The sequence below is a fragment of the Burkholderia stabilis genome (assembly GCF_001742165.1).
GTDB lineage: Bacteria > Pseudomonadota > Gammaproteobacteria > Burkholderiales > Burkholderiaceae > Burkholderia > Burkholderia stabilis.
In genome coordinates, this window is sequence record NZ_CP016443.1 from 2404664 (window position 1) to 2426961 (window position 22298).

Genomic DNA, 22298 nt, shown 5'->3' on the forward strand with positions numbered 1-22298 from the left:
GGCTGCCGCATGTGCAGTGACCCGTCGGTTTGCTTCGGAATCGCGGGCAGAAGGGGCGAGGCGGCTGCTGCGCAAGCGAGCGTGCGGCGCGGCACCGCTCCGCTCCATCAATCGCCGAACAACTGCCCCTGCCCGGAAATCACGCGTTCGAAATCGTCCCGCAGAAACGGCAGGATCGCATCCGCGACCGGCTGAAGCTGGCGGCTCAGGTAGAACGCGTAATCGATCGGCGAACCCATCGTCTCGAGCGGCTCGGGGCCGGCCGTCGTCATCACGTAGCTGATCCAGCCGCCGCGCTGGTACTGCAGCGGCCGGCCCTGCGCCTGGTTGAACTCGTCGGCGATCCGTGCCGCGCGCACGTGCGGCGGCACGTTGCGCTCGTATTCGCGCAGCGGCCGGCGCACACGCTTGCGGTAGACGAGCTGGTCGTCGAATTCGCCGGCCAGCGTGCGCTGCACGTAGTCGCGGATGAAATCCTGATACGGCTCGCGCCGGAACACGCGTCGGTACAGCTCGCGCTGGAACTGCTGCGCGAGCGGCGTCCAGTCGGTGCGTACCGTTTCGAGCCCCTTGAAGACGATATCCTCGCCGCCGTCGGCTGCTGCCGCGAGGCCCGCGTAGCGCTTCTTGCTGCCTTCCTCCGCGCCGCGCACCGTCGGCATCAGGAACCGGCGGTAATGCCGCTCGTACTGCAGCTCCAGCGCGCTTTCGAGCCCGAAGTTTTCGTGCAGGTGCGATTGCCACCAGCGGTTCACGTGTTCGACGAGCGCGCGGCCCTTGCGGCCGGCTTCGTCGTCGTCGTGCGCGCGGCCGAGCCACACGAACGTCGAATCGGTATCGCCGTAGATCACTTCGTAACCCTGGGCTTCGATCAGCTCGCGCGTGCGATGCATGATCTCGTGGCCGCGCATCGTGATCGACGACGCGAGGCGCGGGTCGAAGAAGCGGCAGCCGGTCGAGCCGAGCACGCCGTAGAACGAATTCATGATGATCTTCAGCGCCTGCGACAGCGGCGCGTTGCGCTGGCGCTTCGCGTCGTCGCGGCCTTCCCACACGCGGCGCACGACATCGGGCAGGCAATGCGCGGTGCGCGAGAAGCGCGCGCCGAGAAAGCCGGGCACCGATGCGTCGTCGCCGGGATTCGCGAGCCCTTCGATCAGTCCGACCGGATCGATCAGGAACGTGCGGATGATCGACGGATAGAGGCTCTTGTAGTCGAACACGAGCACCGAGTCGTAGAGGCCAGGGCGCGAATCCATCACGAAGCCGCCGGGGCTGTTTTGTCCCGTCACGTCGCCGAGGTTCGGCGCGACATAACCGAGCCGGTGCATGCGCGGCAGGTACAGGTGCGTGAACGCCGCGACCGACCCGCCGGTGCGATCGGCCGCGAGCCCCGTGACGCTCGCGCGTTCGAGCGCGAAGGACAGCAGGTCGGCCTTGTCGAAGATGCGCGTGACGAGCTCGCAGTCCTTCAGGTTGTAGCGCGCGAGCGCGGGCTTGTCGTGATCGAAGCGGCGCTGGATCTCGTCCATCCGCTGGTACGGATTGTCGATCGACTTGCCCTCGCCGAGCAGCGTTTGCGCGACGTATTCGAGGCTGAACGACGGGAACGTCCACGTCGCCGATTTCAGCATGTCGATGCCGTCGAGGATCAGCCGGCCGGCCGCGCCCGCGAAGAAGTGGTCGGGCTGCTGGCCGTGCGCGCGCCAGTCGAGCACGCCGCCGCCGCGCCCGAGCTTCAGCGGCACGCCGTATTGCTCCGAATGCGCATGCAGGATGCGCAGGTCGAACTGCACGAGGTTCCAGCCGATCACCGCGTCGGGATCGTGCGTTTCGAACCAGTCGTTGAGCCGCGTGAGTATCGCGGCCCGGCTGTCGCAGTAGTCGAGGCGGAAGTCGAGGGCGCTCGTGTCGGCGTCGCCGTTCGGCGGGCCGAGCATGTAGACCTGCCGTTGGCCGCAGCCTTCGAGCGCGATCGAATACAGCTCGCCGTGCACGCTGGTTTCGATGTCGAGCGACACGCAGCGCAGCGCCGGGCGGTAGCCGGTCGCGGTTTTCAGTTCGACGCCGGTCAGCGTGCCATCGTTGCCGGGCTGGCCGCGAAACTGCACGCAGGCCGTGATGAAGCGCTCCATCGCGTAGCGGTCGGGCGGTTGCACGTCGGCTTCGTAGACGTCGACGCCGGCCGCCGCGAGGCGCTTCTGGAGCCCGGACAGATGGCGGTAGCGCTTGCAATAGAGGCCGACGACCGGGCGCTGCCGGAAGTCGCGCAGCGCGAGCGGGCGCAGTTCGGCTTCGCGCTCGCCGGCCAGCGCGCGTTCGGCGAGCGCCTGCTGTTCGGCCGGAATGAACGCGACGGCTTCCTGCGGGCGCAACCGCACGCGGCGCGGACCGTGTTCGGTTGCCAGCCAGAACTCGATCTCGATGCCGGATGCGGTGTCCCGCCAGTGGCGGGTAAGGATGAAACCCTGCTCGAACTCCGTCAAAACGCTTGCTCGTCGTGGATGCCCAGGCGGCGGATTTTAGCGCCTGGGCGCGGGATGTGTCCGAGGCGGCCGCGCGGGAAAAGGGGGCGGACTGGTTGGCACCGATGTCGCCGGGCCTGTCGGGTGGCCGGATGGCGATGCCCGATACGGCGCCCACTTGCGATGATGCGCGCACTTGTGTGAAATAGCGCCCCCACAACATTCGTCAGGCAGCGCCATGATTTCGTTCGATGCAGGGAGTCACCGTTTCAACCTGAGGGCGGCCGCCGTCATCGTTCAACGCGAATACGTGCTGCTGCATCGCGTCGACGGCGACGACTTCTGGAGTCTCCCCGGCGGACGCGTCGAGCCGGGGGAGCCGGCCGCGCATACGGTCGTCCGCGAAATGCGGGAAGAGATCGGCGCGTCGGTCCGGGCCGGGAAAATGCTGTGCATCGCGGAAAACTTCTACACGCACGCCGGCCGGCAACACCATGAGGTCGGTGTCTATTTCGCGGCGGAGCTGGAAGCCGGCTCGCCGTTGTCGGATGTGACGACGGCGCATCGCGGCGCCGAAGCCGACAAGGGGCTGACGTTCGCATGGTTCCTGCGCGATCGCCTGTCCGAAATCGACGTGCAGCCTGCATTCCTGCGCGAATTGCTCAATGCCGATCGTCACACGCTCGCGCACGTCGTCCAGCAGGACGAGCATTACGAAATCGCGTACTGACATCAGGTGACATGAAGCGGGCGGATCGTTCGCGGGTGACGAGCGACTTTGTCGCTCGTCACGTTCGTGCATCCGCAGTGCGTTTCGCCACGCGCCAGGTCGTGCGCGCCGCGTCCTCGGGCCGCAGCAGCCATCGCTTCGCGACGATCGCGTGGCGCTTGTGCGTGACGTAGGCATCGACGGCGAGTTCGAGCGTGTCGTCGTCGAGTCTGGCGAGCGTTGCGGACGCGCCGGAGCCGTCGGCGAATTCGATCACGGCGGGATGGGGTTCACCGATGCGAGGCGCGTTTTTGCCGAACGTCACGATGCTGCCGGGGTATAGGTGCGAACGGGTTGTGCGCAGCAGCAGGGCGGTGGACATTGAAGGCGGCTCCGGAAGAAGCGTGCCCGGGTGACGCGCGCGGCGTTCCGGAGCAGATGCGACAGCGTGCGTCATACCGCTATATGCGGAATTGAACATTACTAAGAGACGGTTTCAAAAAGGCCCCGTGGGGCTGTTAACTTTCGCGGTGAGCTGTTAACCTCAGGCATCGGAACAACCGAGACTGAGGAGATGGCCAAGCCGATCATCGACGATGAATTGTGGACACTGATCGAGCCGTTACTGCCGCCACCCAAGCCGCGGCGCGAGAAGAACCCGGGCCGCCTGCCTGTTTCGAATCGCGCCGCGCTGACCGGCATCCTGTTCGTTCTCAAGACCGGACTACGCTGGCGCGACCTGCCGGCCGAGATGGGATGCGGCTCGGGCGTGACATGTTGGCGCCGGCTGCGCGATTGGCAAGCAGCCGGTGTCTGGGATCGCTTGCACGAGCTACTGCTCGCAAAGCTGCGCGCAGCGGACCAGATCGACTTCTCACGAGCCGCCGTCGATTCATCATCGATTCGCGCCGTTGGGGCAGGCCAAAAACTGGGCCAAACCCCACCGATCGCGCGCGACCCGGTTCCAAGCACCACATCGTCACCGACGCCAACGGTACGCCGCTCGCCGCGATCCTGACCGGCGCGAACGTCAACGACGTCACGCAATTGCTGCCGCTGATCGACGCGATTCCGCCGATCCGCGGATTGCGTGGCCACCCATTGCAGCGGCCGCGTGTGGTCTACGCGGATCGCGGTTACGACTCCGAGCGACATCGGCGCGCGTTGCGCGATCGCGGTATCGAGCCAGTGATCGCCAAGCGCCGTACCGAACATGGCAGCGGCCTTGGCAAATATCGCTGGGTCGTCGAACGCACGCATGCCTGGCTGCATCACTTCCGTCGTCTCCGTATTCGTTTCGAGCGCCGTGCAGACATTCACGGCGCGTTCCTCAAACTCGGTTGCTGTCTGATCTGCTGGAATACCCTTCGGCGGGCCGATCAGTCTTTATGAAACCGTCTCTAAGGAAACGCTGATCAATGGACCAACTTCCGAAGTTGCAGGCGAGATGGCTTCAAATTTTCTGGATGACGAAGCGAATCGGCGCTCAATTCAGTGAATTTGGCGCGTAAGCGAGCCTCCCCTGCTCGCATTTTTCATACGCATGACGGACTGCTCCCATGGACCGATCGCAACAGATTTCGCGCAATCACCAGATTCGCCAGAGCGAACAGGCTGAACAGTTGCGCGGTGTTCTTGGCCAAGCCCTTGTATCGGGTCTTGCGATGCTGAAACAGATTCTTGACGATATGAAACGGATGCTCAACCCGCGAACGGATCTGCGCCTTGGTTCGCTCGAGCGCGATCACCAGGTCCTTCAGCGCTCCTTCTTGCATCGCCTTGATCTTTCCCCGCCTGGCAGCGACGTGCCACTTCACGGCCTTGCCCGCCATTTCCTCGCGCTTGTCGACGCCAATGTAGCCCGCGTCGGCGAACACCTGCTCTTCATGCCCGTGCAGCAGGGCATGAGCTTGCGATACATCCGACACGTTGGCCGCCGTGCCAACCACACTGTGAATCAGGCCCGAGTCGGCGTCGACGCCAATGTGGGCTTTCATGCCAAAGTGCCATTCGTTGCCCTTCTTCGTTTGATGCATTTCCGGGTCACGGCTCTTCCCGGCATTCTTGGTCGACGGCGGCGCTTCAATGATCGTCGCGTCAACCAGCGTGCCTTCCTTCATCATCAGCCCACGCTCGCACAGCGAGATGCCAATCTCGTCGAACAACTTCCGTGTCAGTTCGTGTTCGATCAGCAGGCGCCGGAACTTCAACAGCGTGGTTGCATCAGGCACGTTCTCGATCGCCAGATCGATGCCGGCGAAGGCTCGCAGCGTGATGCTGTCATACAGCGCGTCTTCCAGTCCTTCGTCCGACAGTCCGTACCACTGTTGCACGAAGTAGATTCGCAGCATCCGCTCAAGGCCAATCGGCGGGCGACCTCGCGTGCCCTTCGGATAGTGCGGTTCGATGGCCGACAGCAAGCGCTGCCACGGAACGACCTTCTCCATCTCTTCCAGGAAGCGTTGGCGCCTCGTCACTCGCTTCTTGCCTGCAATTTCCGCTTCCGCGAAGCCGATCTGCCTCTTCATCGTCGTGGGTCCGTTCCGTGAGCTGTCTTCTAAACGTCCTCGGCTACGTCTGCGATGACCGCCGAGCCGAATAAATCAGCGTTTCCCTAAACTGATTCACATAAGTGAATATCTAATTACAATTTTCAATTGTTTGACTTCCGCCTGATTGACGTCACAGATTCGTCATCCGTAGAATCCTCGATCAAGAACAACATAATTCTGAGAGAGGCGCCATGGATGCGCGCAGCATGATCGACTTCGAACGACGTTCAGCTCAAGGCGCTGATTTCGCAGCCCGTCACGTTCTGGATTCAGCAGACCGACAAGACTTATTTTCCCCATCACGGTTATGTCCATACCGCAAGGAAACTGGGTGCGGATGGTGAGCTGGTCAAGCAGGGCATGTTCGACAAGACGGGACAGTTGCCGATCGATCATCAGGTATTTGCTTAATCCCTCGTCGGACGCATGGCCTAGCAGTGGGGCCGGCATACAAGACGATCCCGCAGAAGCATTCAAGCGATGGGGAAAAATCATCACGCAGAACAAGGTCAATAAAAATCGAGGCTTGGATCCTGCCGCATCGCTTGTCGGGTTTTTGCGATCGTCCAACGACATTACCCGTAGTGATTGAGCCATGACCCGGCACATTCTGATCGTTGCGCTTTCGCTCCTGTTGTGTGCTTGCACGAAAAAGGAACCCCCGGTGGCCTCAGCATCTGACATGAGCGCCGTGCGCGCCAATCTTGCTTTTACCTGTATGCATCAAGCGGACCATCTGCCGCCACTCGATCCGCAAGCCGACAGCCTGTTTCGTTACGCAAGGTATCTGGAGAAAAAGGACGGCCCGAAGGACTTCAACGATGTCGCCCGCTATTACAGGATCGCGGCGGAGCACGATCATTACAAGGCGAACCAGAACCTGCAATCACTTATCTCACAAGGGCTGGTTGACTCACCGAACGCACCGACGGAGGTCGTCGACCTTGGCATGAAATTGGTCAAGCAAGGTATCCCAAGTGGTTATTACGATATCGGTCACTATCTTGAGACAGGCTATGGATTGAAGCAGGACGCCGAAGGGGCATTGCAATATTTTCGCAAGGCAGCCGATCTTGGTAATCCGGAAGCGCAGTTCCATGTCGGAGATCTGCTTCTGCCCAATGACAAAGCTCCTGATATCGCAAGGCACATGTTGGCGTGTGCAGCCGATCAAGGATTTGGCGAGGCGGCAAACCTGCTAGGGGTCGACCAAAAGACGGGTGGGCTATATCCCGACGCCGCCAGGACTTTTCAGAAAGGCGTGAGTGCAGGCGATACCATGTCTGCGTCGTTCTTGAGAGACGGATTCAAGGGGCCGCCCCAATCGAATCAACTCGATTATCTCGACCTGCCGAACGATCCCGAGCGTTCGCGACGATACGATTTAATTGGCAAATTTCTCGATGCCAACGATGGTCGCAGCCCCAAGGTTCCAGACATCGACAGGATCGTCCCACTGCCACCTGCCAAGCTCCCGCCGTGGGACGGCACGTTCCAGTGGCAAAAGGAACAAGACGCAGCCAAGCCGGCGCAGAAGCCTTCGGACGAGCTCGTCAACGAGATGGCGAAAGCCAAGCATCTCGATCCAGCGACAGGGTTGCCGCTTGAGCGGCCGCTCCGTAACCCGCAGGAACATCGTTCGACATGAGCGATAGTGAAGAGTCGAAAAAGCAAACACATCCGCTGACCCTGATCGGTTTCGGCTGGTTGCTGTTCGTCGTTGGGCTGCCGTGTTGGGCGCTTCTCAGCGATGCGCTGCAGGTACTCGACCGGTTTGCCGAGTGGCCGAAAATGGCTGGAATTGCAGGCGTGCCGGTGCCTTTGTTGTTTGTCACTGCCTGGAAGTACGACGCAAGACGCACCGGCGAAATCGGTTGGCTGATGCTGGGCTGGTCTATTGGAGCCGGGATGGCGTGGTTGGCCATTTTTATTGGAAGTTTGGCGCCGCACGGCTGATGATCTTATTTTCCCTGGAATCCACATGAATTCACAAACCCGGCCCGTCTCGTTACCCGGTGCGGCAGCGCTCGTCGCAGCACTCATCATCACGGTGCTGTTTCTACCCAGCCTCTACGTGCAGTTGACGAAGTTCTCGCCAAGCTCGCAGATGGTGGTTATTCAACTGACCAGCTTCATCCAGAACCTGGTGTTTCGAACCGGCCTGGTTTATCTGATCGTTCGCTGGTACGGGGAGCATCGCGATCGGCTTGCGTTCCGGCGCCCCGCGCGGCTGCTGGCGGCCTATGCGTTGTGCCTGCTGGTCTGGCAGGTCGCGCAGATATTCATCATCCAGGTGATGATGCTGAGTCTGGTCGGCAATGGCGCCCATCTGACGGCGATCTTGACGCTCATCGCGCCGGTAAGTGCCGTCCTCTATGCGTGCGTGGCCTGGCTTGCGTGGTGGTTCGTCACGCGCGTGTTTCGCAACGATGCGTTACCCGCCGAGGCGCCCCGCGGTCACGCAACGCGGTCCATCGCAGGCCTCGCGGCCTGGCTGTTCGCAAGCGTATGGCTGCTTTTGATGACGCAGACCGTGCCGATGCTGCTCGACACCTTCGACGACGACCTCATGCGCGTGATGTTCAGCTACGTTGGCGCGTTGGCGGTTCCCGCGGCGCTGATCTTTGCGGGAGCGAGGCTCGGTCTGCGTCGTGATCTCGTTCGACTGCACGGCTGGCGTTGGCTGGGCGCGTCGCTCGCGGCGATGGCATCCACCGCGGTTCTGTTCTATTTGGCGTTGCAGTTGCTGGAGAGCCTGCTTGGGGTGAGCATGTTGTCCGGAGTGATGGCGATCGTTGTTCTCGGCGGGGCCTTTGTTGCTTACTGGGTGTGGTTCCGCGTGTTCTACGCTCCCGTGGGCCGCGAGACTGCGGAAACGTCTCAGGGATTGCCGTCGTCGTAGCAGCCGAACGCGGATGGGGGCGATTCGCCGGCGCACGGCGCGACGGCGGATCACCGGAAGATTGCAGATCCCGACGCCCCCTTCAAACATGCCCCTCATGTTCGACCACCCCACCGCGCCCGGCTCTTGCCGCGACCATCACCGTCGCCCCTGACGCCCGTGCCGCCCGCTTCGCCCACATCGCCGTCAGAATCGGCACGAGAATCGCTGTCACGAGACAAGCCGTCGCGACGATCGCCGTCGCGGCCGGCACCATCGGTTTGAACTTCGGAATCATCTCGCCGATGATCGCCGGGTTCCCGACCGCGGCGCCGGCCGTCGACGACGCGGCGAGCCCGGCCGTGCCGTTGCCGCCGCCGAGGAATTTATCGGCGAGGATCAGCGGCACGCCCGTCACGACGATCACCGCGAGCCCGAGCGCGATGCCCGGCAGCCCGCTTTTCGCGATCACGTTCAGATCGATGCCGTTGCCGAGCGCGAAGCCGAAGAACGGGATCAGCGGATGCACGCAGCGCCCGAACAGCTCGCGCAGGTCCGCATCGAGATTGCCGAGCGTGAAGCCGATCAGGAACGGCAGCACCGCACCGACGAACAGCCGCGTCTCGAACACCGCGACGCCCGCCGCGCCGAGGATCAGCATGCTGACGAGCGGCCCCGATTCGATCGACATCAGCACGAACGCGCCGGCTTCCTCCTTGCTGCCGTACTGCTGCATCACGGCCGCGTAGAGGCCGCCGTTGGTCATGTCCATCGACGTCGTGATCGCGAGCAGCGACAGGCCCGCGAAGAGGCCGGTCCGGATGCCGTCGTCGGGGATGAACTGCGCGGCGATCACCGTCGCGAGCCACGCCACCACGATTTTCGTGGCGAGCAGCGTGCCCGATTTGCGCAGCACGACGCCCGTCGCGCGCAGGTTGATCGTCGCGCCCATGCAGAAAAACCAGACGGCGAGGATCGGCACCGTGCCCGCGATCAGGCCATTGGTGAACGAGCCGAAGTACTTCCCGGCGTTCGGCGCGAACGTGTGCACGCACGCGCCGAGCAGCATCGGGACCAGCATGAGTCCGCCGGGAATGCGGTCGATGGCCTGTTTCAGCTTCACGTCTCCTCCGTGGACGTCGATGCGTCCCGTTGTCGAATGATGTCTGCTGACTGACTATAGGACATGATTCGGAACGGTGGTCCGTTTTTGTTGAATTCACGAATAGTCGTATACCCGTATCACTATAAATCCTTGATAAATATGGGCTTGAAGGTATTTTTGCGATGACCGAAAAATTCGGTTCGTCGTTCCGGAATTGAAAAATTTGTGCTTCAATTCATCGTATGACCACCGGCCGAACCGGCGTCGGCGGCCTGTCCATCCCCACGGAGAACCGGCATGGAAGTGCGGCAAGGCATACATAGCGAACACGCGAAGACGCTCGATACGGCCGGCCTGCGCCGGCATTTCCTGGTGGAGAACCTGTTCGCGCCGGACGCGCTGTCGCTCACCTACAGCCATATCGACCGCATCATCGTCGGCGGCGCGTGGCCGGCCGAGCGGCCGGTCGAGGTGCCCGCGTCGCTTGGCGCCGCGATGGGCGTGAGTCATCTACTGGCGCGGCGCGAGCTGGGCGCGATCAACATCGGCGGGCCGGGCTGGGTCGAGGCCGACGGGCAGCGTCACGCGGTGGGCACCGAGGAGGCGATCTACATCGGGCAAGGCGCGCAGGGTGTCGTGTTCGGCAGCGACGATCGCGCGCATCCGGCGAAGTTCTACCTGAACTGCGCGCCCGCGCACACCGCGTATCCGACGCGCACCATCACGCTCGCGCAGGCGTCGCCCGAAACGCTCGGCGATGCGGCCACGAGCAATCGCCGCACGATCTACAAGTTCATCGTGCCCGACGTGCTGCCCACGTGCCAGCTGTCGATGGGGATGACGAAACTCGAGCCGGGCAGCCTGTGGAACACGATGCCGTGCCATACGCACGAGCGCCGGATGGAGGTGTATTTCTACTTCAACCTCGCCGACGACGCGGCCGTGTTCCACATGCTCGGCGAACCGCAGGAGACGCGCCACGTGGTCGTGCACAACGAGCAGGCGGTGATCTCGCCGAGCTGGTCGATCCATTCGGGTGTCGGCACGAAGGCCTATACGTTCATCTGGGGGATGGTCGGCGAGAACCAGGTGTTCAAGGACATGGACCACATCGCCGTTGCCGACCTGCGCTGACACCATGAAACGCGACAACCCCGATCTTCCTTCCGCCGATGCGCGTTCCGCGCTCGCCGGCCTGTTCGACCTGACCGGCAAGGTCGCGATCGTCACCGGCTGCAACACGGGGCTCGGCGCGGCGATGGCCGTCGCGCTCGCGTCGGCCGGGTGCGACATCGTCGGCGCGAACCGTTCGGCACCTGCCGAGACATCGGCTCGCGTCGAGGCGGCCGGCCGGCGTTTCGTCGACGTGCGCGCGGACCTGTCGACGCTCGAGCCGGTCGAGCGGATCGTCGGCGGCGCGGTCGATGCGTTCGGTCACGTCGACATCCTCGTCAACAACGCGGGCATGATTCGCCGCTGCGATGCGCTCGATTTCACCGAGGCCGACTGGGATGCCGTGATCGACGTGAACCTGAAGAGCGTGTTCTTCCTGTCGCAGGCCGTTGCGCGGCAGATGGTGCGGCAGGGCGGCGGCGGCAAGATCGTGAACGTCGCGTCGATGCTGTCGTTCCAGGGCGGCATCCGCGTGCCGTCGTATACGGCGTCGAAGAGCGGCGTGCTGGGCCTCACGCGCCTGCTCGCGAACGAATGGGCCGCGCGCGGGATCAACGTGAACGCGATCGCGCCCGGCTACATGGAAACCGACAACACCGCGCAGTTGCGCGAGGACAGCCGGCGCAGCGACGAAATTCTCGGCCGCATCCCGGCGGGCCGCTGGGGCGTGCCCGATGATCTCGCGGGCGCGGCCGTGTTCCTCGCCTCGCGCGCGTCGGACTACGTGCACGGTCACACGCTCGCCGTCGACGGCGGGTGGCTCGCGCGTTGACCGTGCGGCGAGGCGGACGCGTTATGCTCTCCCGATTCGCATCTCACGGATTCACGGACATGACAGCAACGCCCAGACAGCGCAACCGCGATCAGGCGAACATGGAGCAGGGGGCCGGCCATCCGGGGGCCGAGCCGCCGGCGGCCGGCGCTGCGGAAAAGGCCGATTCGGTCGCGGCCGTCGGGAAGGTCTTCACGATCCTCGCGGCGCTCGGCGATCGCCGCGAGATCGGCATCAGTGAGCTATCGCAGCAACTCGGCATGTCGAAGACGACGGTTCATCGCTTCCTGCAGACGCTCAAGACGCTCGGCTACGTCGCGCAGGAAGGCGAGACCGATCGCTACCGGCTGACGATCCGGTTGTTCGAGCTCGGTAGCAAGGCGCTGGAGAGCGTCGACCTCGTGCGCGAGGCCGATCTCGAGATGCGCCGCATCGGGCAACTGACGCGCGAAGCCGTGCATCTCGGCGCGTTCGACGAGGACGCAATCATCTACATCCACAAGATCGACGCCGATTACGGGCTGCGCATGCAGTCGCGGATCGGCCGGCGCAATCCGCTGTACAGCACGGCGATCGGCAAGGTGCTGCTCGCGTGGATGGCGCCCGGCGAGGCGCGCGCGGTGCTGGCCGACATCGAGTTCAGGAAGTCGACCGCGAAGACGCTGTCGTCGGCGGACGCGGTGATGAGCATCCTGCCGCACGTGCGGCAGCAGGGTTATGGCGAGGACAACGAAGAACAGGAAGACGGCCTGATGTGTCTCGCGGTGCCCGTGTTCGACCGTTTCGATCGCGTGATCGCGGGGCTGTCGATTTCGTTTCCGACGATGCGCTGCGGCGCGGATACGAAGGCGCATTACGTCGCGTTGCTGAAGGCGGCCGGGCAGGCGATTTCCGCGCGGCTCGGGCATCGTCCGGCAGCCGCCGGCGCTGCATCGGCGGCGGTCGTCGCGCAGGACTGAGCGTTCGGCGTGCGGCGCGATGACTGCACGCATCGGCCGCCACGACGCTACGCCCACGCGCCGTCGCGCTTCAAACTCTCCGCCCGCTGCGGCCGCTGATACAGATAGCCCTGCGCATACTGAATCCCGACCGCATGCAGCGCGCGATGCTGCGCCTCCGTTTCCACGCCTTCCGCGATGATCTTCAGGTCATAGTGATGCGCGACGGCCGCGATCCCCTCGATCAGCCCCGCACCGCCATCGTTCAGTTGTGCGACGAACTGGCGGTCGATCTTCACGTAGTCGAACGGAAAGCGCGACAGCATGTCGAGATTGCTGTGATGCGTGCCGAAATCGTCGATGGCGAACTTCGCGCCTTTGGATCGGAGTGCCTGGAATATCTCGGTGGTTCGCGCGTTCTTTTCGAGCAGGATGCGTTCGGTGACTTCGAGCACCAGCGTAAAGCCGGGCGGCAACGCGCGGATCACGTCGTCGACGACGGACACGAACCGTGCGCGTTCGAGATCCTTCGGCGCGATGTTCACGGCAATGCGCAACGGCATGGATGGCGTCAGCGCGGTCAGTTCGGATACCGCCGTGCGCAGCACGAATTCGGTCACCTTCGGCAGCACCGTGCTCGATTCCACCTGCGGGATGAACCCGGCCGGGCTGATCGCCCCCCACTTCGGATGGTGCCAGCGCAGCAGCGCCTCGACGCCGACGGTCCTGCGCGTCTGCACATCGACGATCGGCTGGTACACGACGTGGAATTCGTTGCGCCTGAGCGCGTGGCGAACGGCTTTCAGCAACAACCGGCGAGGCGCCATCGCCAGCAGGTAGGCGGCCATCACGAGGCCGTCGGCCAGCAGTGCGATCGTCGCGCAGGTCAGCCGGTAGCGGCGCTGGACCTGCGACGCATAGCCGGTCGATGCGGCGACCGACACCGTGAACGGCCAGCGGTGCGACGCGATCGCGCTGCCGCGTGCGGGGCCTGCGGCCGATTCCGGCGTGTATTTCCCGCGCTGGTCGAGGCGGCCTGAACCCTGGATCGACAGCGTGGCGGTTTCCGCGCCGAATCGGGCGCTGTGCGAGAGCGCGTCGGCCACATAGTCGCCTTCGATCAGGTAGAGCAGGCCCGCGCCGCGCGCAGTGGAGCGAAACACGGCGAGCACCGGAACGTTGTGCTGAAACGGCGTCTGGCGCAGCAGCGTGACGATCGTCGATCCCGGCTCCGGCTCGCGCGTGTAGGCGTCGAGCGGCAAGTCGATCGCGCCGAGCGCCGACGAGCACATGACGCGGCCGCCGCTCACCAGCCCGACGGCGCGCAGGTAGCGCAAGCGGGTGCCCACTTCGGCCAGCGTGCGGAATACCGCCGCGCATGGCCGCCCGACGAGCGCGGTCAGCTCGTCCGAATGCCGCAGTTGAACGCCGTCGAGGATGCGGTCCACCGATGCCACGATGTCGTTCGCGACGACGCGTTCATGTGTGGTCACGGCCTCGCGCGCGTAGCGGTCGGCAAGCATCATCGCGAATGCGGGCACCAGCACGCAAACGATTACGGCAACGAAAAAGACAACTCGCGGCCACGCACCGCTGCGCTGGAAAACTGGCTTCGAGCCTGGCATGAGCGCCGACATTCCCGCGGTTGCCTTTGATGTTGTTCGCATGGAGAGGCAAGTCGGACCGGTCGATGCGCAAGCGGCGAGCATGCGTCATGCCTGGTCCGGCAATACGGCGCGCGCGCCGATATCGCGATGCTAATCGATTCAACGGTCGCGAGGGGCATGGGTGGCAGCACCGTCGCAATCGGCCGTTCTTCCGGAAACTGGCGCCCATAACATGTGCGTATTGCACATGTATATGACGTAGCACACCGAAAAAAACCCCGGCCGCACGGTGGTGCGGCCGGGATAAAAAGACACCGTCTCTTGGCACGAGGATGGTGCGCGGCAAGTATAAGATGGGACGCGAGATTACGAAATATTGTTATTTAACAAATGGTGTAGTTTTGTGATTGCGTATCGACAGGAATTATTGTCGCAAGGTGCGGTTCGCGGCGATCCGCGGCGGGCGCGCGAGCGGCCCGGGCACCTGTCCTGCAGGCGTTTCGCGATGGAAGAAAATACCGCACCCACGGTCGTTGTGACCGATGGCGCAGCCGCGACCGACGGCGGCTCGCTGTGGATCCGGATTTCAGTGAACGGACAGATCGGCAACTACCTGCTCGATCGCGCACTCACGTCGCGCGGGACACCGCGCTACGACGAGATCCGCGGCGCAAACGGCCCGCTGTCGAAAGGAGAACGACAGGAATTGCTGTTGCTGCTGGCGCGTATTGCCGACCCCGGCATGTGGGCCGGTATCGTCGACACGTTCATGCAGGTGCTGACGCAGCCTGCCGTCGAATGAACGGTGTAGTGCCGGCCAGCGCTGGAACGGGCCGGCCGTGATTCAGAAATCGTTGCGCATCTTGTGAAGCAGGTCGCCGGGCGACTGGCGCGTGTCGACCGCGGTGAGCACGTCGGTCAGGAACCACGGCAGGTTCAGCTGGGTATTGGAATCGCCGACGCACACGCTGATCGGCGGCGCCTTCGACGGCGAGCGCGCGTCACGCGCGGCATCGCGGGACGGAACGCAATTTTTCGCATGCACCGGAACCGGTGCGGCGGCATCCGCGGCTGCGCCGGCGGTGGCCGGCAAGCTGACGGCGGCGAGCAGGGTCAGTACGGCGAAGGCGGCAACGCGTTTCATGGGATTCTCCGGCGATGCTCGTTCGACTGCGCGCGCGGTCGCGAGTTCGTCACGGCGCGGCTGCGCCGGCCGTTCATCCGCGCGCGACGTTTGCCGAGCGAGCCGGCTGCCGCGTGCGCCATTGCTGCGGCGATTCGCCGGTCCAGCGCCGAAAGGCGCGCGTAAACGCGCTGTGTTCCGAATAACCGAGCAGCCACGCGACTTCCGCGAGCGTCAGCCGCGGATCGTTCAGATGGTCGATCGCGAGCCGCCGCCGCGTGTCCTCGCGCAGGATCCGGAAGTTGAGCCCGAGTTCGGCCAGCCGGCGATGCAGCGTGCGGGACGACACATGCAGCTCCGCCGCGATCTGCTCGATGCTCGCTTCGCCTTGCGTCAGCAGGCGCGCGACCGCTTCGCGCACCGACTGTTCGAGATCGTCCGTCTGCCGCAGCTCGGCGAGCAGCGCGCTCGCCTGGCGTTCCATCATTTGCCGCAGCGCGTCGTCCGGCTGACGCAGCGGCTGCGTGAGCAGGCGCAACGGGAATGCGAGCCGGTTCACCGGCCGGCCGAACCGGACCGGGCAGCCGAAATAGTCGACATATGGCTGTTCGTCGCCGGGCGACGGATGCACGAAGCAGACTTCGTCGGGCCCGTCACGCGTGCCGGTGATGTTCCGCGCAAACTGGACGATGGCGGTGAGCGCCACTTCGTCGACGAGCGGGCCGAGCGGCTCGGGCGCGTCGTGCCATTCGATCGCGACCGACGCGGCTTCGACGCGCACTTCCATGCGCGCGACGTTCGCGATCAGGTGTTCGTACTGCTGCCAGCGCGCGAGCGCGGCGCCGGCATCGCGGCAAGCGTGCAGCGCATAACCGAGCGCGCCGAGATGCGAGGGCGTGATCCGCTGGCCGACGTGCAGGCCGAGCAACGGATCGTCGAGCGCGCGGACCGCGCATTCGAGCAGGCGCCGCCAATGCGCGCTCGCGTAGAGCGTCAGTCCGCGATCGTCCTCGGGCGGGCGCGCTTCGCCGAGCACGCGCGCCGCATCCTTGCCTTGCTCGGACAGATAGTCGAACAGCAGCCGCACGTAGGTGCTCGAGTAGTAGACGCGCTGGGTCGAGAGCGGGGAGGCGGCGGGCATGGCGGAAAGTGTCAAGTAATCGTCGGCAAGTGTCAACGCGAGCCGACCCGCGCGCGACCATACTGCCCGTCAGTTTCTGATCGAGGCCGTGAACATGCCGACCGAGTTGATGACGTGGCTTCATGCGTTCCTGGGGAACGACGTGGACTGGAAGCAGGTGCTGCTGATCGGCATGACGCCGGTGTTCCTGATCGCGTTCGCGATCGAATACGCGATCGCGACCCGGCGCGGGCGCCGCGAGCCGTTCCGCTGGAAGGAGATCGTCGCGAACCTGTCGCTCGGCGCCGGTTATCAGGTGGCCGAGACCGTGATGGGGCTGCTGTTCACCGGCGCGATCTTCGCGTGGGTCTACCGGCACCGGCTGTTCGACGTGCCGGTGAACGGCTTCACGATCGTGCCGATCTTCGTCGTCGTGGAGTTCTGCTACTACTGGTTTCATCGCACGTCGCACCGCGTGCGCTGGTTCTGGGCCGCGCATGTGCCGCATCACAGTGGCGAAGTGATGAACTTCACGACCGCGATGCGGCAGTCGTTGCTGAACGCGTTCGTCGGCGTGTTCCTGTTCTACCTGCCGCCGGTCTGGTTCGGCATTCCGCCCGCCGTCGTGCTGTTCCTGCTCGCGGTCGATCTCACGTACCAGTATTTCGTGCACACGGAATCGATCGGGCGGCTGCCGCGCTGGTTCGAGTACGTGTTCGACACGCCGTCGAACCATCGTGCGCATCACGGCCGCAACCCGCGTTATATCGACAGGAATTATGGCGGTATCCTGATCATCTTCGACCGGATGTTCGGCACGTATGTCGAGGAAACGGAGCCGGTCGACTACGGCATCACGCAGCAGATCCGTTCGTACAATTTCCTGGTGCTCAACCTGCACGAGTTCGTCGACATGTGGCGCGATGTGCTCGCACCGGGGCCGTTGCGGCAGCGGATCAGGCATCTTTGGATGCCGCCCGAGTGGGAGCGGCCCGGGCATCGGCCGATCCATACGTGGAGCGTCGAGCGGAAAGAGGGCGAGGAACGCGCGGCGGCGCCGCATCCCGTGCCTGCCGAACGCGCGTGACGATCCGGCCGCAAGATCGTACAAGCCACCCGGGCACGTCGCGGCTAACCTGTTCCTCTCTTGCGCGAAAGGACAGGCTGGCGATGACGAAGAAAGTATTCTGGGACGATCCGTACCGGACCACGCTGGATACCGTCGTCAGTCACGTCGACGACGACCGTGTGCGGGTGGACGCGACGATCTTCTTCGCGTTTTCGGGCGGTCAGGAAAGCGACGCGGGGTCGCTCGGCGGTTATCCGGTCATCAGCGCTGAAAAGCGGGGTCTCGACATCGTCTATACGCTGCCGCGCGACCATGCGCTGCGCGTCGGGGACAGCGTGACCTGGCGCATCGACTGGGCGCGGCGATACCGGCTGATGCGCCTGCACTTCGCGGCCGAGATGGTGCTGCAACTGGTGTATCGGCTCAGGCCGGGCATCGAGCGCATCGGCGCGCATATCGCGCAGGACAAGGCGCGCATCGATTTCGCGAGCGACACGAACCTGTCGCCGCTGTTTCCCGAGATCGAATCGGCGGTGGCCGACCTGTCGAAGCGCGACCTGCGCATCGTGACCGACTTCAGCGATGTCGATGCGCAGCGCCGCTTCTGGACGGTCGACGGTTTTGCGACGATGGCGTGCGGCGGCACGCATCCGGCATCGACCGGCGAGATCGGCATGCTGACGCTCAAACGCAAAAATACCGGGAAGGGCAAGGAGCGGATCGAGGTCATGCTGCTCGACCCGCAGGTCGCGGGCAGGCATTCGGGCGAGCGCGTTGCCTGACCCGCGCGCCGCGTCACGTCACTGATACCCGTAACACCGCTTCAACCCCGCGTAGTCGTAGAAGTGGCTCCCCGGCGCGATCTTCGCGCCGTCGCACGCGGCCTGGAAATCCGTTTCGCGCTCGTTGTACAGCATCTTCACGATGAGCCGCGACCCGTTGCGATAGACGTCCCACTGCATGTTCGCGGCCATCGGCGATACCTGGTCGCCGCGCCACGGGTTGTTCGCATACGTGTACGTCTGCGCCTGCGGCGTCGGCACGAAACCGTTCTTCAGGTTCATGATCGACGCGAACGGAATCACGATCTCCGCATGCGTGAAGCGCAGCTTCGCGGCGCGGGTCAGGTCGCCGCGCGCGACCGCATCGACTTCGCCGAAGAAGTCGTCCTGCAGCACCTTCGCCATCCGGTACGTGACGGGGTTCGCTTCCTGGATGCCGGGCCCCTTCTGGTAATAGTCTTCGGCATCCTGCAGATAGGCGAGATACTGCGCCTGCTCCGCGCCGATGTATTTCTCCATCGTGACGCCGCCGGTTTCCGCCGTCATCGCGGGTGCGACCTGCAGCAGGTTGTACAGCACGTTCACCGCATCGACGGCCGTCGAGATCTTCGTCTTGCCGTCGCCTTTCAGCGTGTTGGTGAACTTGCCGTCCGCCGACGTGAACGCGTAGGTTCCCGTGTTTGCGAACGTGTAGCCGTCGGTGCCGAGCTTCGCGATGAACGCCGGCGACACGAGCGCGGACAGCACCGTTTGCGCGACGTCGGCCGCCTGCGGCGCGGCCTTGATCGCCTTGAGCTTCGCGGCCACCACCGTATCGTTCGCGTAAGCCTGATAGGCCTGGCTCGCCTGATAGGTCGCGTAGTACGGATCGCTCGTATCGGTCACGAGATCGGTGCCCGGCTTCAGCGAGTGGAAATACAGCAGGAAGCGGTTGGTGCCGGCCGGCTGCGCGGCCGGCGCGCTCGCGGGATAGCCGGACGGTGCGGCCGGCAGCGTGATCGCCGCAGCCAGCGCCGGTTGTGCGGCGACGAGCGCCGCGGAAAAATACGTCGAGCTGTCGACCGCGCGATCCTGCCCCGAGTTGACGACGACGATTTGCCGGTTGCCCGCCGAGAACAGCGCGGGCAGCCGCTGCGCGAGACGTGCGGCAAGCTGCTGGTGTTCGCGGATGCCGGTTTGCGTGAGGTTGCCGTATCCGGGTGTCGAGATGCCCGACACGCCGTAACCGAGCAACGCGTTGGCCTTCATCATCGCGTACGTGTCGGCCTTGAGCTGCACGCCGAGCGCGCTCAGCGCGCCATCGGCCTCGGCCTTGACCAGCATCGCGTAGATCGCGCCGTCGTACTTGAAGCCCGACAACCCGCGCGAGCCGTGACGCGCGACGAGTTCGACGTAGACCGGCGTGTAGCCGGCGGGCGGCGCTTCGTACGTCGCGGCGTCCTGTTGCGGACGATACGGCGTTTTCGTCTGGTAGTAGGTCGCGGGAGCGGGTGTCGGCGTGGGTTGCGGCGCGGGCGTCGAGCCGTTGTTGTCGGCCGGCGTGGCGGGCGGTGTCGAGGTCTCCCCGCCGCAAGCGGCTAGCAGCAGGCAGGCGAGCGTGAGGGCGGAGGCGGTGCGGGTCGGGCGTGTCATCGTGGCGTGCAACGGGCGGGACGATGCGGGTTCGCGTCGTCCCGTGTCCGGGAGGGATCGGTCAAGCCCGGAAGTGTTGCAAGCGACTTTGACAGCAGAATGTCAGGATTCGGTCGGGCAATCGTCGGAATGCGGCCAAACCGAAGATGGCCGGCCACCGCCGGCCCGCGTGCCGGCGTTCAGTGCAGGCCGGCCGATGCGATCGAGCGCACTGTGTCGGTGATGTGCACGCAGCGCGACAGGCCGAAATGCTCGGCTTCGCGGCGCTCCGGTTCGCTGCTCGCAATGGCCACCGCACGTTCGGGCGGCACGCCGAGCGCTTGCAGCGCGACGTCGAACGGATGCTGATTTGATCCGGAATCCTGCTGATTGGCGTCCGTGACGACGACCGAGAAGCGGTCGAGATTCGCGCGGCCGAACTGGCCTTCGAACATGTCGCTGAGCCGTGCGGCCGGCAGCGTCGTGACGAGACCGAGTCGATATCCTTCTTCCGATGCCCGGTCGAGCCACTGGATGATCGCATCGCGTTGATGGCGCGATTCACGCGAATCCGGTGTTGCTTCGATTTGCGCGAATGCAGCGTCGAGACGGGTGACGATGGCTTCGATAACCACGGTGATTCCTCTTCAGAAACGTGATGGTCCGTTCGCCGACGGGAATGCCACACACCTTAGCGTCGATCCGGAAATTGCGACTAATTAATATTTATAGCCGACTCATACGATTTGGCTAATGAATCGGGCGGCGAGCCAGAGCCGGCGCGGGATGCGTGTGATGCGGCGGTTTTCGCGAGACATGCATCGCATCGACCGGGTTCGATGTGATGCACCAAACTCGCGCACGTTGCGTATGCAACGGTCATATGCATATAAAAAAACGGCATATCGGGCGATGCACCCGATATGCCGTCTTGCGATGCCGCGTGCAGGCTGTCGTTCAGTGCAGCTTGATCGACGGCTGGTTGCGGCTTTGCAGCCAGTGGCTCAGCGACTGGAACAGCGCGCGCTTCAGTCCGACCACGCTGAACAGGTGCTTGCGGTACAGGAACTTGTACAGGCCGATCGCGGCAAGCCCGTCGACGATCAGCGAGCGCGAACGCGCGCCGACGTCGGCCTGATACACGGCGCCGGCCTGCCCGAGCGACACGACGGTGCCCGCATCGCGGAACGTGAAGCCGGCCACCGGCTTGCCGGCGACGCGGCGCGCGAATGCGTTGACCAGATACACGGCCTGCTGGTGCGCGACCTGCGCGCGCGGCGGCAGGAAGCCGCTCGCGCCGGCCGACGGGCATGCGGCGCAGTCGCCGAACGCATACACGTGCGGATCGTCGGGCGTCTGCAGCGTGTCGGTCACGATCACCTGGTTCGAGCGGTTGAGCGCGATGTCACCGATTTCCCGCAGGATCGCAGGTCCCGCGACACCGGCCGCCCAGATCGTGATGTCGCTCGCGAGCCGCTCGCCCGTCGCGGTCGTCACGGCGTCCGCGCCGACTTCCGCCACGCGCGTGTCCGTCAGCACGTCGACGTTCAGCGCGCGAAGCTGCGCATGCATCTTCCCGGACAGCCGCTCGTCGAGCGCCGGCAGGATGCGCGGGCCGCCTTCGATCAGCCGGATATGCACGTCGCGCGCGGACACCAGCGCCTTGAAGCGGTACGTCGTCAGTTGCTGGATCGCGTGCCGCAGCGCGGCGGCCAGCTCGACGCCTGTCGCGCCCGCGCCGATCACGTTGATGCAGATCGGCGCCGCGCGCCGCGCCGGATGCTGCTCGGCCAGGTGATTCGCCTTCGTGCACGCCGCGAGGAACTTGCGGCGGAAATCCTCGGCCTGGTCGAGGTTTTCGAGCGGCAGCGCATGGCGTGCCGCGCCGGGCACGTTGAAGAAGTTCGTCACGCTGCCGACCGCCAGCACGAGATCGTCATAGGCGAGCTCGCGCTGCGGCAGGATTTCGGTGCCGTCCGCGTCCTGCACGGCCGCGATCGTCGCCGTGCGTGCGGCGCGGTCGACCCGTTGCAGCGCACCCTGCACGAAGCGGAAGCCGTGGCGCTTCGCCTGCGCCGCGTATTCGATCGTGTGCGATGCCGGGTCGCGATGGCCCGATGCGGCTTCGTGCAGCAGCGGCTTCCAGAAGTGCGTCGGGTAGCGGTCGACGAGCACGACTTCGGCTTGCCCGCGGCGTCCGACCGTATCGCCGAGGCGCGTGGCGAGCTGCAGGCCGCCGGCGCCGCCGCCGACGATCACGATGCGCGGCATGCGCGGTGCGCGGTCCGTTGCAAGGTTGGGCGTGATGTTGTCCATATTGGGCTCCCGCTGATGACGATTCGGATGACATTGCTCAAGAACCGACGATATAGTTTCGAACCCACTCGAACA

The 22298-nt window shown here is 64.5% G+C and carries 21 protein-coding genes and 1 pseudogene; 11 read left to right on the forward strand and 11 right to left on the reverse strand.

The genetic code is table 11. The features are described 5' to 3' along the window. Positions 1–107 precede the first annotated feature (107 nt). Entirely contained in the window at positions 108–2486 is a 2379-nt protein-coding gene (locus tag BBJ41_RS28605) for a DNA polymerase II (RefSeq protein WP_069749555.1), read from the reverse strand. A 217-nt stretch (positions 2487–2703) separates the two neighbouring features. Between BBJ41_RS28605 and BBJ41_RS28610 the strand changes: the two genes are divergently transcribed. Further along, entirely contained in the window at positions 2704–3195 is a 492-nt protein-coding gene (locus BBJ41_RS28610; RefSeq protein WP_069749556.1) for an NUDIX hydrolase, read from the forward strand. Positions 3196–3253: 58 nt separating this feature from the next. Here the strand turns inward: BBJ41_RS28610 and BBJ41_RS28615 are convergent, their stop codons facing one another. After that, positions 3254–3556, reverse strand: coding sequence for a hypothetical protein (locus tag BBJ41_RS28615; RefSeq protein WP_069749557.1), 303 nt, complete (start codon positions 3554–3556; stop codon positions 3254–3256). 192 nt (positions 3557–3748) lie between these two features. Between BBJ41_RS28615 and BBJ41_RS39735 the strand changes: the two genes are divergently transcribed. Further along, a protein-coding gene (locus BBJ41_RS39735; protein WP_085954470.1) for an IS5-like element IS402 family transposase occupies positions 3749–4566 on the forward strand; the annotation gives its coding sequence in 2 pieces (ribosomal slippage) (positions 3749–4097 and positions 4097–4566; 819 coding nt in all). Between the two features lie 143 nt (positions 4567–4709). On the opposite strand, the gene BBJ41_RS28620 is transcribed toward BBJ41_RS39735, so the two are convergent. Continuing rightward, on the reverse strand, positions 4710–5702 hold the full coding sequence (locus BBJ41_RS28620; protein WP_006412423.1) for an IS5-like element ISBmu2 family transposase: 993 nt from the start codon (positions 5700–5702) through the stop codon (positions 4710–4712). Positions 5703–5867: 165 nt separating this feature from the next. Then, positions 5868–6296, reverse strand: a complete 429-nt coding sequence (locus tag BBJ41_RS42195; RefSeq protein WP_425129375.1) for a hypothetical protein — start codon at positions 6294–6296, stop codon at positions 5868–5870. A gap of 25 nt (positions 6297–6321) precedes the next feature. Between BBJ41_RS42195 and BBJ41_RS28625 the strand changes: the two are divergent. The 3 genes and pseudogenes from BBJ41_RS28625 to BBJ41_RS28635 all read left to right on the forward strand — a co-directional run. Continuing rightward, positions 6322–7341, forward strand: a pseudogene (locus BBJ41_RS28625) (SEL1-like repeat protein); the annotation flags it as partial. Positions 7342–7370: 29 nt separating this feature from the next. After that, entirely contained in the window at positions 7371–7682 is a 312-nt protein-coding gene (locus tag BBJ41_RS28630) for a hypothetical protein (RefSeq protein WP_069749559.1), read from the forward strand. Between the two features lie 25 nt (positions 7683–7707). Further along, complete coding sequence (locus tag BBJ41_RS28635; protein WP_069749560.1) at positions 7708–8628, forward strand: hypothetical protein; 921 nt, start codon at positions 7708–7710, stop codon at positions 8626–8628. An 82-nt stretch (positions 8629–8710) separates the two neighbouring features. Here the strand turns inward: BBJ41_RS28635 and kdgT are convergent, their stop codons facing one another. Beyond that, complete coding sequence (kdgT, locus tag BBJ41_RS28640; RefSeq protein ID WP_069749561.1) at positions 8711–9730, reverse strand: 2-keto-3-deoxygluconate transporter; 1020 nt, start codon at positions 9728–9730, stop codon at positions 8711–8713. A 279-nt stretch (positions 9731–10009) separates the two neighbouring features. Here kdgT and kduI point away from each other — a divergent pair, with 279 nt between their 5' ends. From kduI to kdgR, 3 genes are read left to right on the forward strand one after another with little or no spacing between them, the layout of a single operon-like run. Then, positions 10010–10846 carry a 5-dehydro-4-deoxy-D-glucuronate isomerase gene (gene kduI, locus BBJ41_RS28645; protein ID WP_069749562.1) on the forward strand — a complete coding sequence of 279 codons (837 nt, stop codon included), beginning with the start codon at positions 10010–10012 and terminating at the stop codon, positions 10844–10846. A gap of 4 nt (positions 10847–10850) precedes the next feature. Continuing rightward, positions 10851–11657, forward strand: a complete 807-nt coding sequence (gene kduD / locus BBJ41_RS28650; RefSeq protein WP_069749563.1) for a 2-dehydro-3-deoxy-D-gluconate 5-dehydrogenase KduD — start codon at positions 10851–10853, stop codon at positions 11655–11657. A 59-nt stretch (positions 11658–11716) separates the two neighbouring features. Continuing rightward, positions 11717–12616 carry a DNA-binding transcriptional regulator KdgR gene (gene kdgR / locus BBJ41_RS28655; protein WP_156814886.1) on the forward strand — a complete coding sequence of 300 codons (900 nt, stop codon included), beginning with the start codon at positions 11717–11719 and terminating at the stop codon, positions 12614–12616. Between the two features lie 47 nt (positions 12617–12663). Here kdgR and BBJ41_RS28660 read toward each other — a convergent pair whose 3' ends face one another. Further along, positions 12664–14262 (reverse strand): EAL domain-containing protein, encoded by a 1599-nt coding sequence (locus BBJ41_RS28660; RefSeq protein ID WP_069749564.1) that lies wholly within the window; start codon positions 14260–14262, stop codon positions 12664–12666. A 445-nt stretch (positions 14263–14707) separates the two neighbouring features. Between BBJ41_RS28660 and BBJ41_RS28665 the strand changes: the two genes are divergently transcribed. Then, positions 14708–15004, forward strand: a complete 297-nt coding sequence (locus tag BBJ41_RS28665; RefSeq protein WP_069749565.1) for a hypothetical protein — start codon at positions 14708–14710, stop codon at positions 15002–15004. Positions 15005–15046: 42 nt separating this feature from the next. Here the strand turns inward: BBJ41_RS28665 and BBJ41_RS28670 are convergent, their stop codons facing one another. Continuing rightward, positions 15047–15346: a hypothetical protein gene (locus tag BBJ41_RS28670; RefSeq protein WP_069749566.1), complete on the reverse strand. Its 300-nt coding sequence runs from the start codon at positions 15344–15346 to the stop codon at positions 15047–15049. Positions 15347–15419: 73 nt separating this feature from the next. Then, entirely contained in the window at positions 15420–16481 is a 1062-nt protein-coding gene (locus BBJ41_RS28675) for an AraC family transcriptional regulator (protein ID WP_236872080.1), read from the reverse strand. A 79-nt stretch (positions 16482–16560) separates the two neighbouring features. Here BBJ41_RS28675 and BBJ41_RS28680 point away from each other — a divergent pair, with 79 nt between their 5' ends. Together BBJ41_RS28680 and BBJ41_RS28685 are read left to right on the forward strand one after the other, a co-directional pair. Then, on the forward strand, positions 16561–17532 hold the full coding sequence (locus BBJ41_RS28680; protein ID WP_069749568.1) for a sterol desaturase family protein: 972 nt from the start codon (positions 16561–16563) through the stop codon (positions 17530–17532). Between the two features lie 83 nt (positions 17533–17615). Next, positions 17616–18296 (forward strand): alanyl-tRNA editing protein, encoded by a 681-nt coding sequence (locus BBJ41_RS28685; protein WP_069749569.1) that lies wholly within the window; start codon positions 17616–17618, stop codon positions 18294–18296. A gap of 18 nt (positions 18297–18314) precedes the next feature. Here BBJ41_RS28685 and BBJ41_RS28690 read toward each other — a convergent pair whose 3' ends face one another. From BBJ41_RS28690 to BBJ41_RS28700, 3 genes are all read right to left on the reverse strand, one after another. Beyond that, complete coding sequence (locus BBJ41_RS28690; protein ID WP_069749570.1) at positions 18315–19928, reverse strand: histidine-type phosphatase; 1614 nt, start codon at positions 19926–19928, stop codon at positions 18315–18317. Between the two features lie 179 nt (positions 19929–20107). After that, on the reverse strand, positions 20108–20542 hold the full coding sequence (locus BBJ41_RS28695) for an HAD family hydrolase (protein ID WP_069749571.1): 435 nt from the start codon (positions 20540–20542) through the stop codon (positions 20108–20110). A 322-nt stretch (positions 20543–20864) separates the two neighbouring features. Then, on the reverse strand, positions 20865–22223 hold the full coding sequence (locus BBJ41_RS28700; protein WP_069749572.1) for an NAD(P)/FAD-dependent oxidoreductase: 1359 nt from the start codon (positions 22221–22223) through the stop codon (positions 20865–20867). Positions 22224–22298: the final 75 nt, after the last annotated feature.

Excerpts from the sequence above, each read along its gene's own strand:
- BBJ41_RS28700 (WP_069749572.1), bottom strand. The coding sequence starts at position 22,223 with ATGGACAACATCACGCCCAACCTTGCAACGGACCGCGCACCGCGCATG.
- kduI (WP_069749562.1), top strand. The coding sequence starts at position 10,010 with ATGGAAGTGCGGCAAGGCATACATAGCGAACACGCGAAGACGCTCGAT.
- BBJ41_RS28620 (WP_006412423.1), bottom strand. The coding sequence starts at position 5,702 with ATGAAGAGGCAGATCGGCTTCGCGGAAGCGGAAATTGCAGGCAAGAAG.
- BBJ41_RS28660 (WP_069749564.1), bottom strand. The coding sequence starts at position 14,262 with ATGCGAACAACATCAAAGGCAACCGCGGGAATGTCGGCGCTCATGCCA.
- BBJ41_RS28610 (WP_069749556.1), top strand. The coding sequence starts at position 2,704 with ATGATTTCGTTCGATGCAGGGAGTCACCGTTTCAACCTGAGGGCGGCC.
- BBJ41_RS28665 (WP_069749565.1), top strand. The coding sequence starts at position 14,708 with ATGGAAGAAAATACCGCACCCACGGTCGTTGTGACCGATGGCGCAGCC.
- BBJ41_RS28635 (WP_069749560.1), top strand. The coding sequence starts at position 7,708 with ATGAATTCACAAACCCGGCCCGTCTCGTTACCCGGTGCGGCAGCGCTC.
- BBJ41_RS28680 (WP_069749568.1), top strand. The coding sequence starts at position 16,561 with ATGCCGACCGAGTTGATGACGTGGCTTCATGCGTTCCTGGGGAACGAC.
- kduD (WP_069749563.1), top strand. The coding sequence starts at position 10,851 with ATGAAACGCGACAACCCCGATCTTCCTTCCGCCGATGCGCGTTCCGCG.
- BBJ41_RS28690 (WP_069749570.1), bottom strand. The coding sequence starts at position 19,928 with ATGACACGCCCGACCCGCACCGCCTCCGCCCTCACGCTCGCCTGCCTG.
- BBJ41_RS28670 (WP_069749566.1), bottom strand. The coding sequence starts at position 15,346 with ATGAAACGCGTTGCCGCCTTCGCCGTACTGACCCTGCTCGCCGCCGTC.
- BBJ41_RS28615 (WP_069749557.1), bottom strand. The coding sequence starts at position 3,556 with ATGTCCACCGCCCTGCTGCTGCGCACAACCCGTTCGCACCTATACCCC.
- BBJ41_RS28685 (WP_069749569.1), top strand. The coding sequence starts at position 17,616 with ATGACGAAGAAAGTATTCTGGGACGATCCGTACCGGACCACGCTGGAT.
- BBJ41_RS28630 (WP_069749559.1), top strand. The coding sequence starts at position 7,371 with ATGAGCGATAGTGAAGAGTCGAAAAAGCAAACACATCCGCTGACCCTG.
- kdgR (WP_156814886.1), top strand. The coding sequence starts at position 11,717 with ATGACAGCAACGCCCAGACAGCGCAACCGCGATCAGGCGAACATGGAG.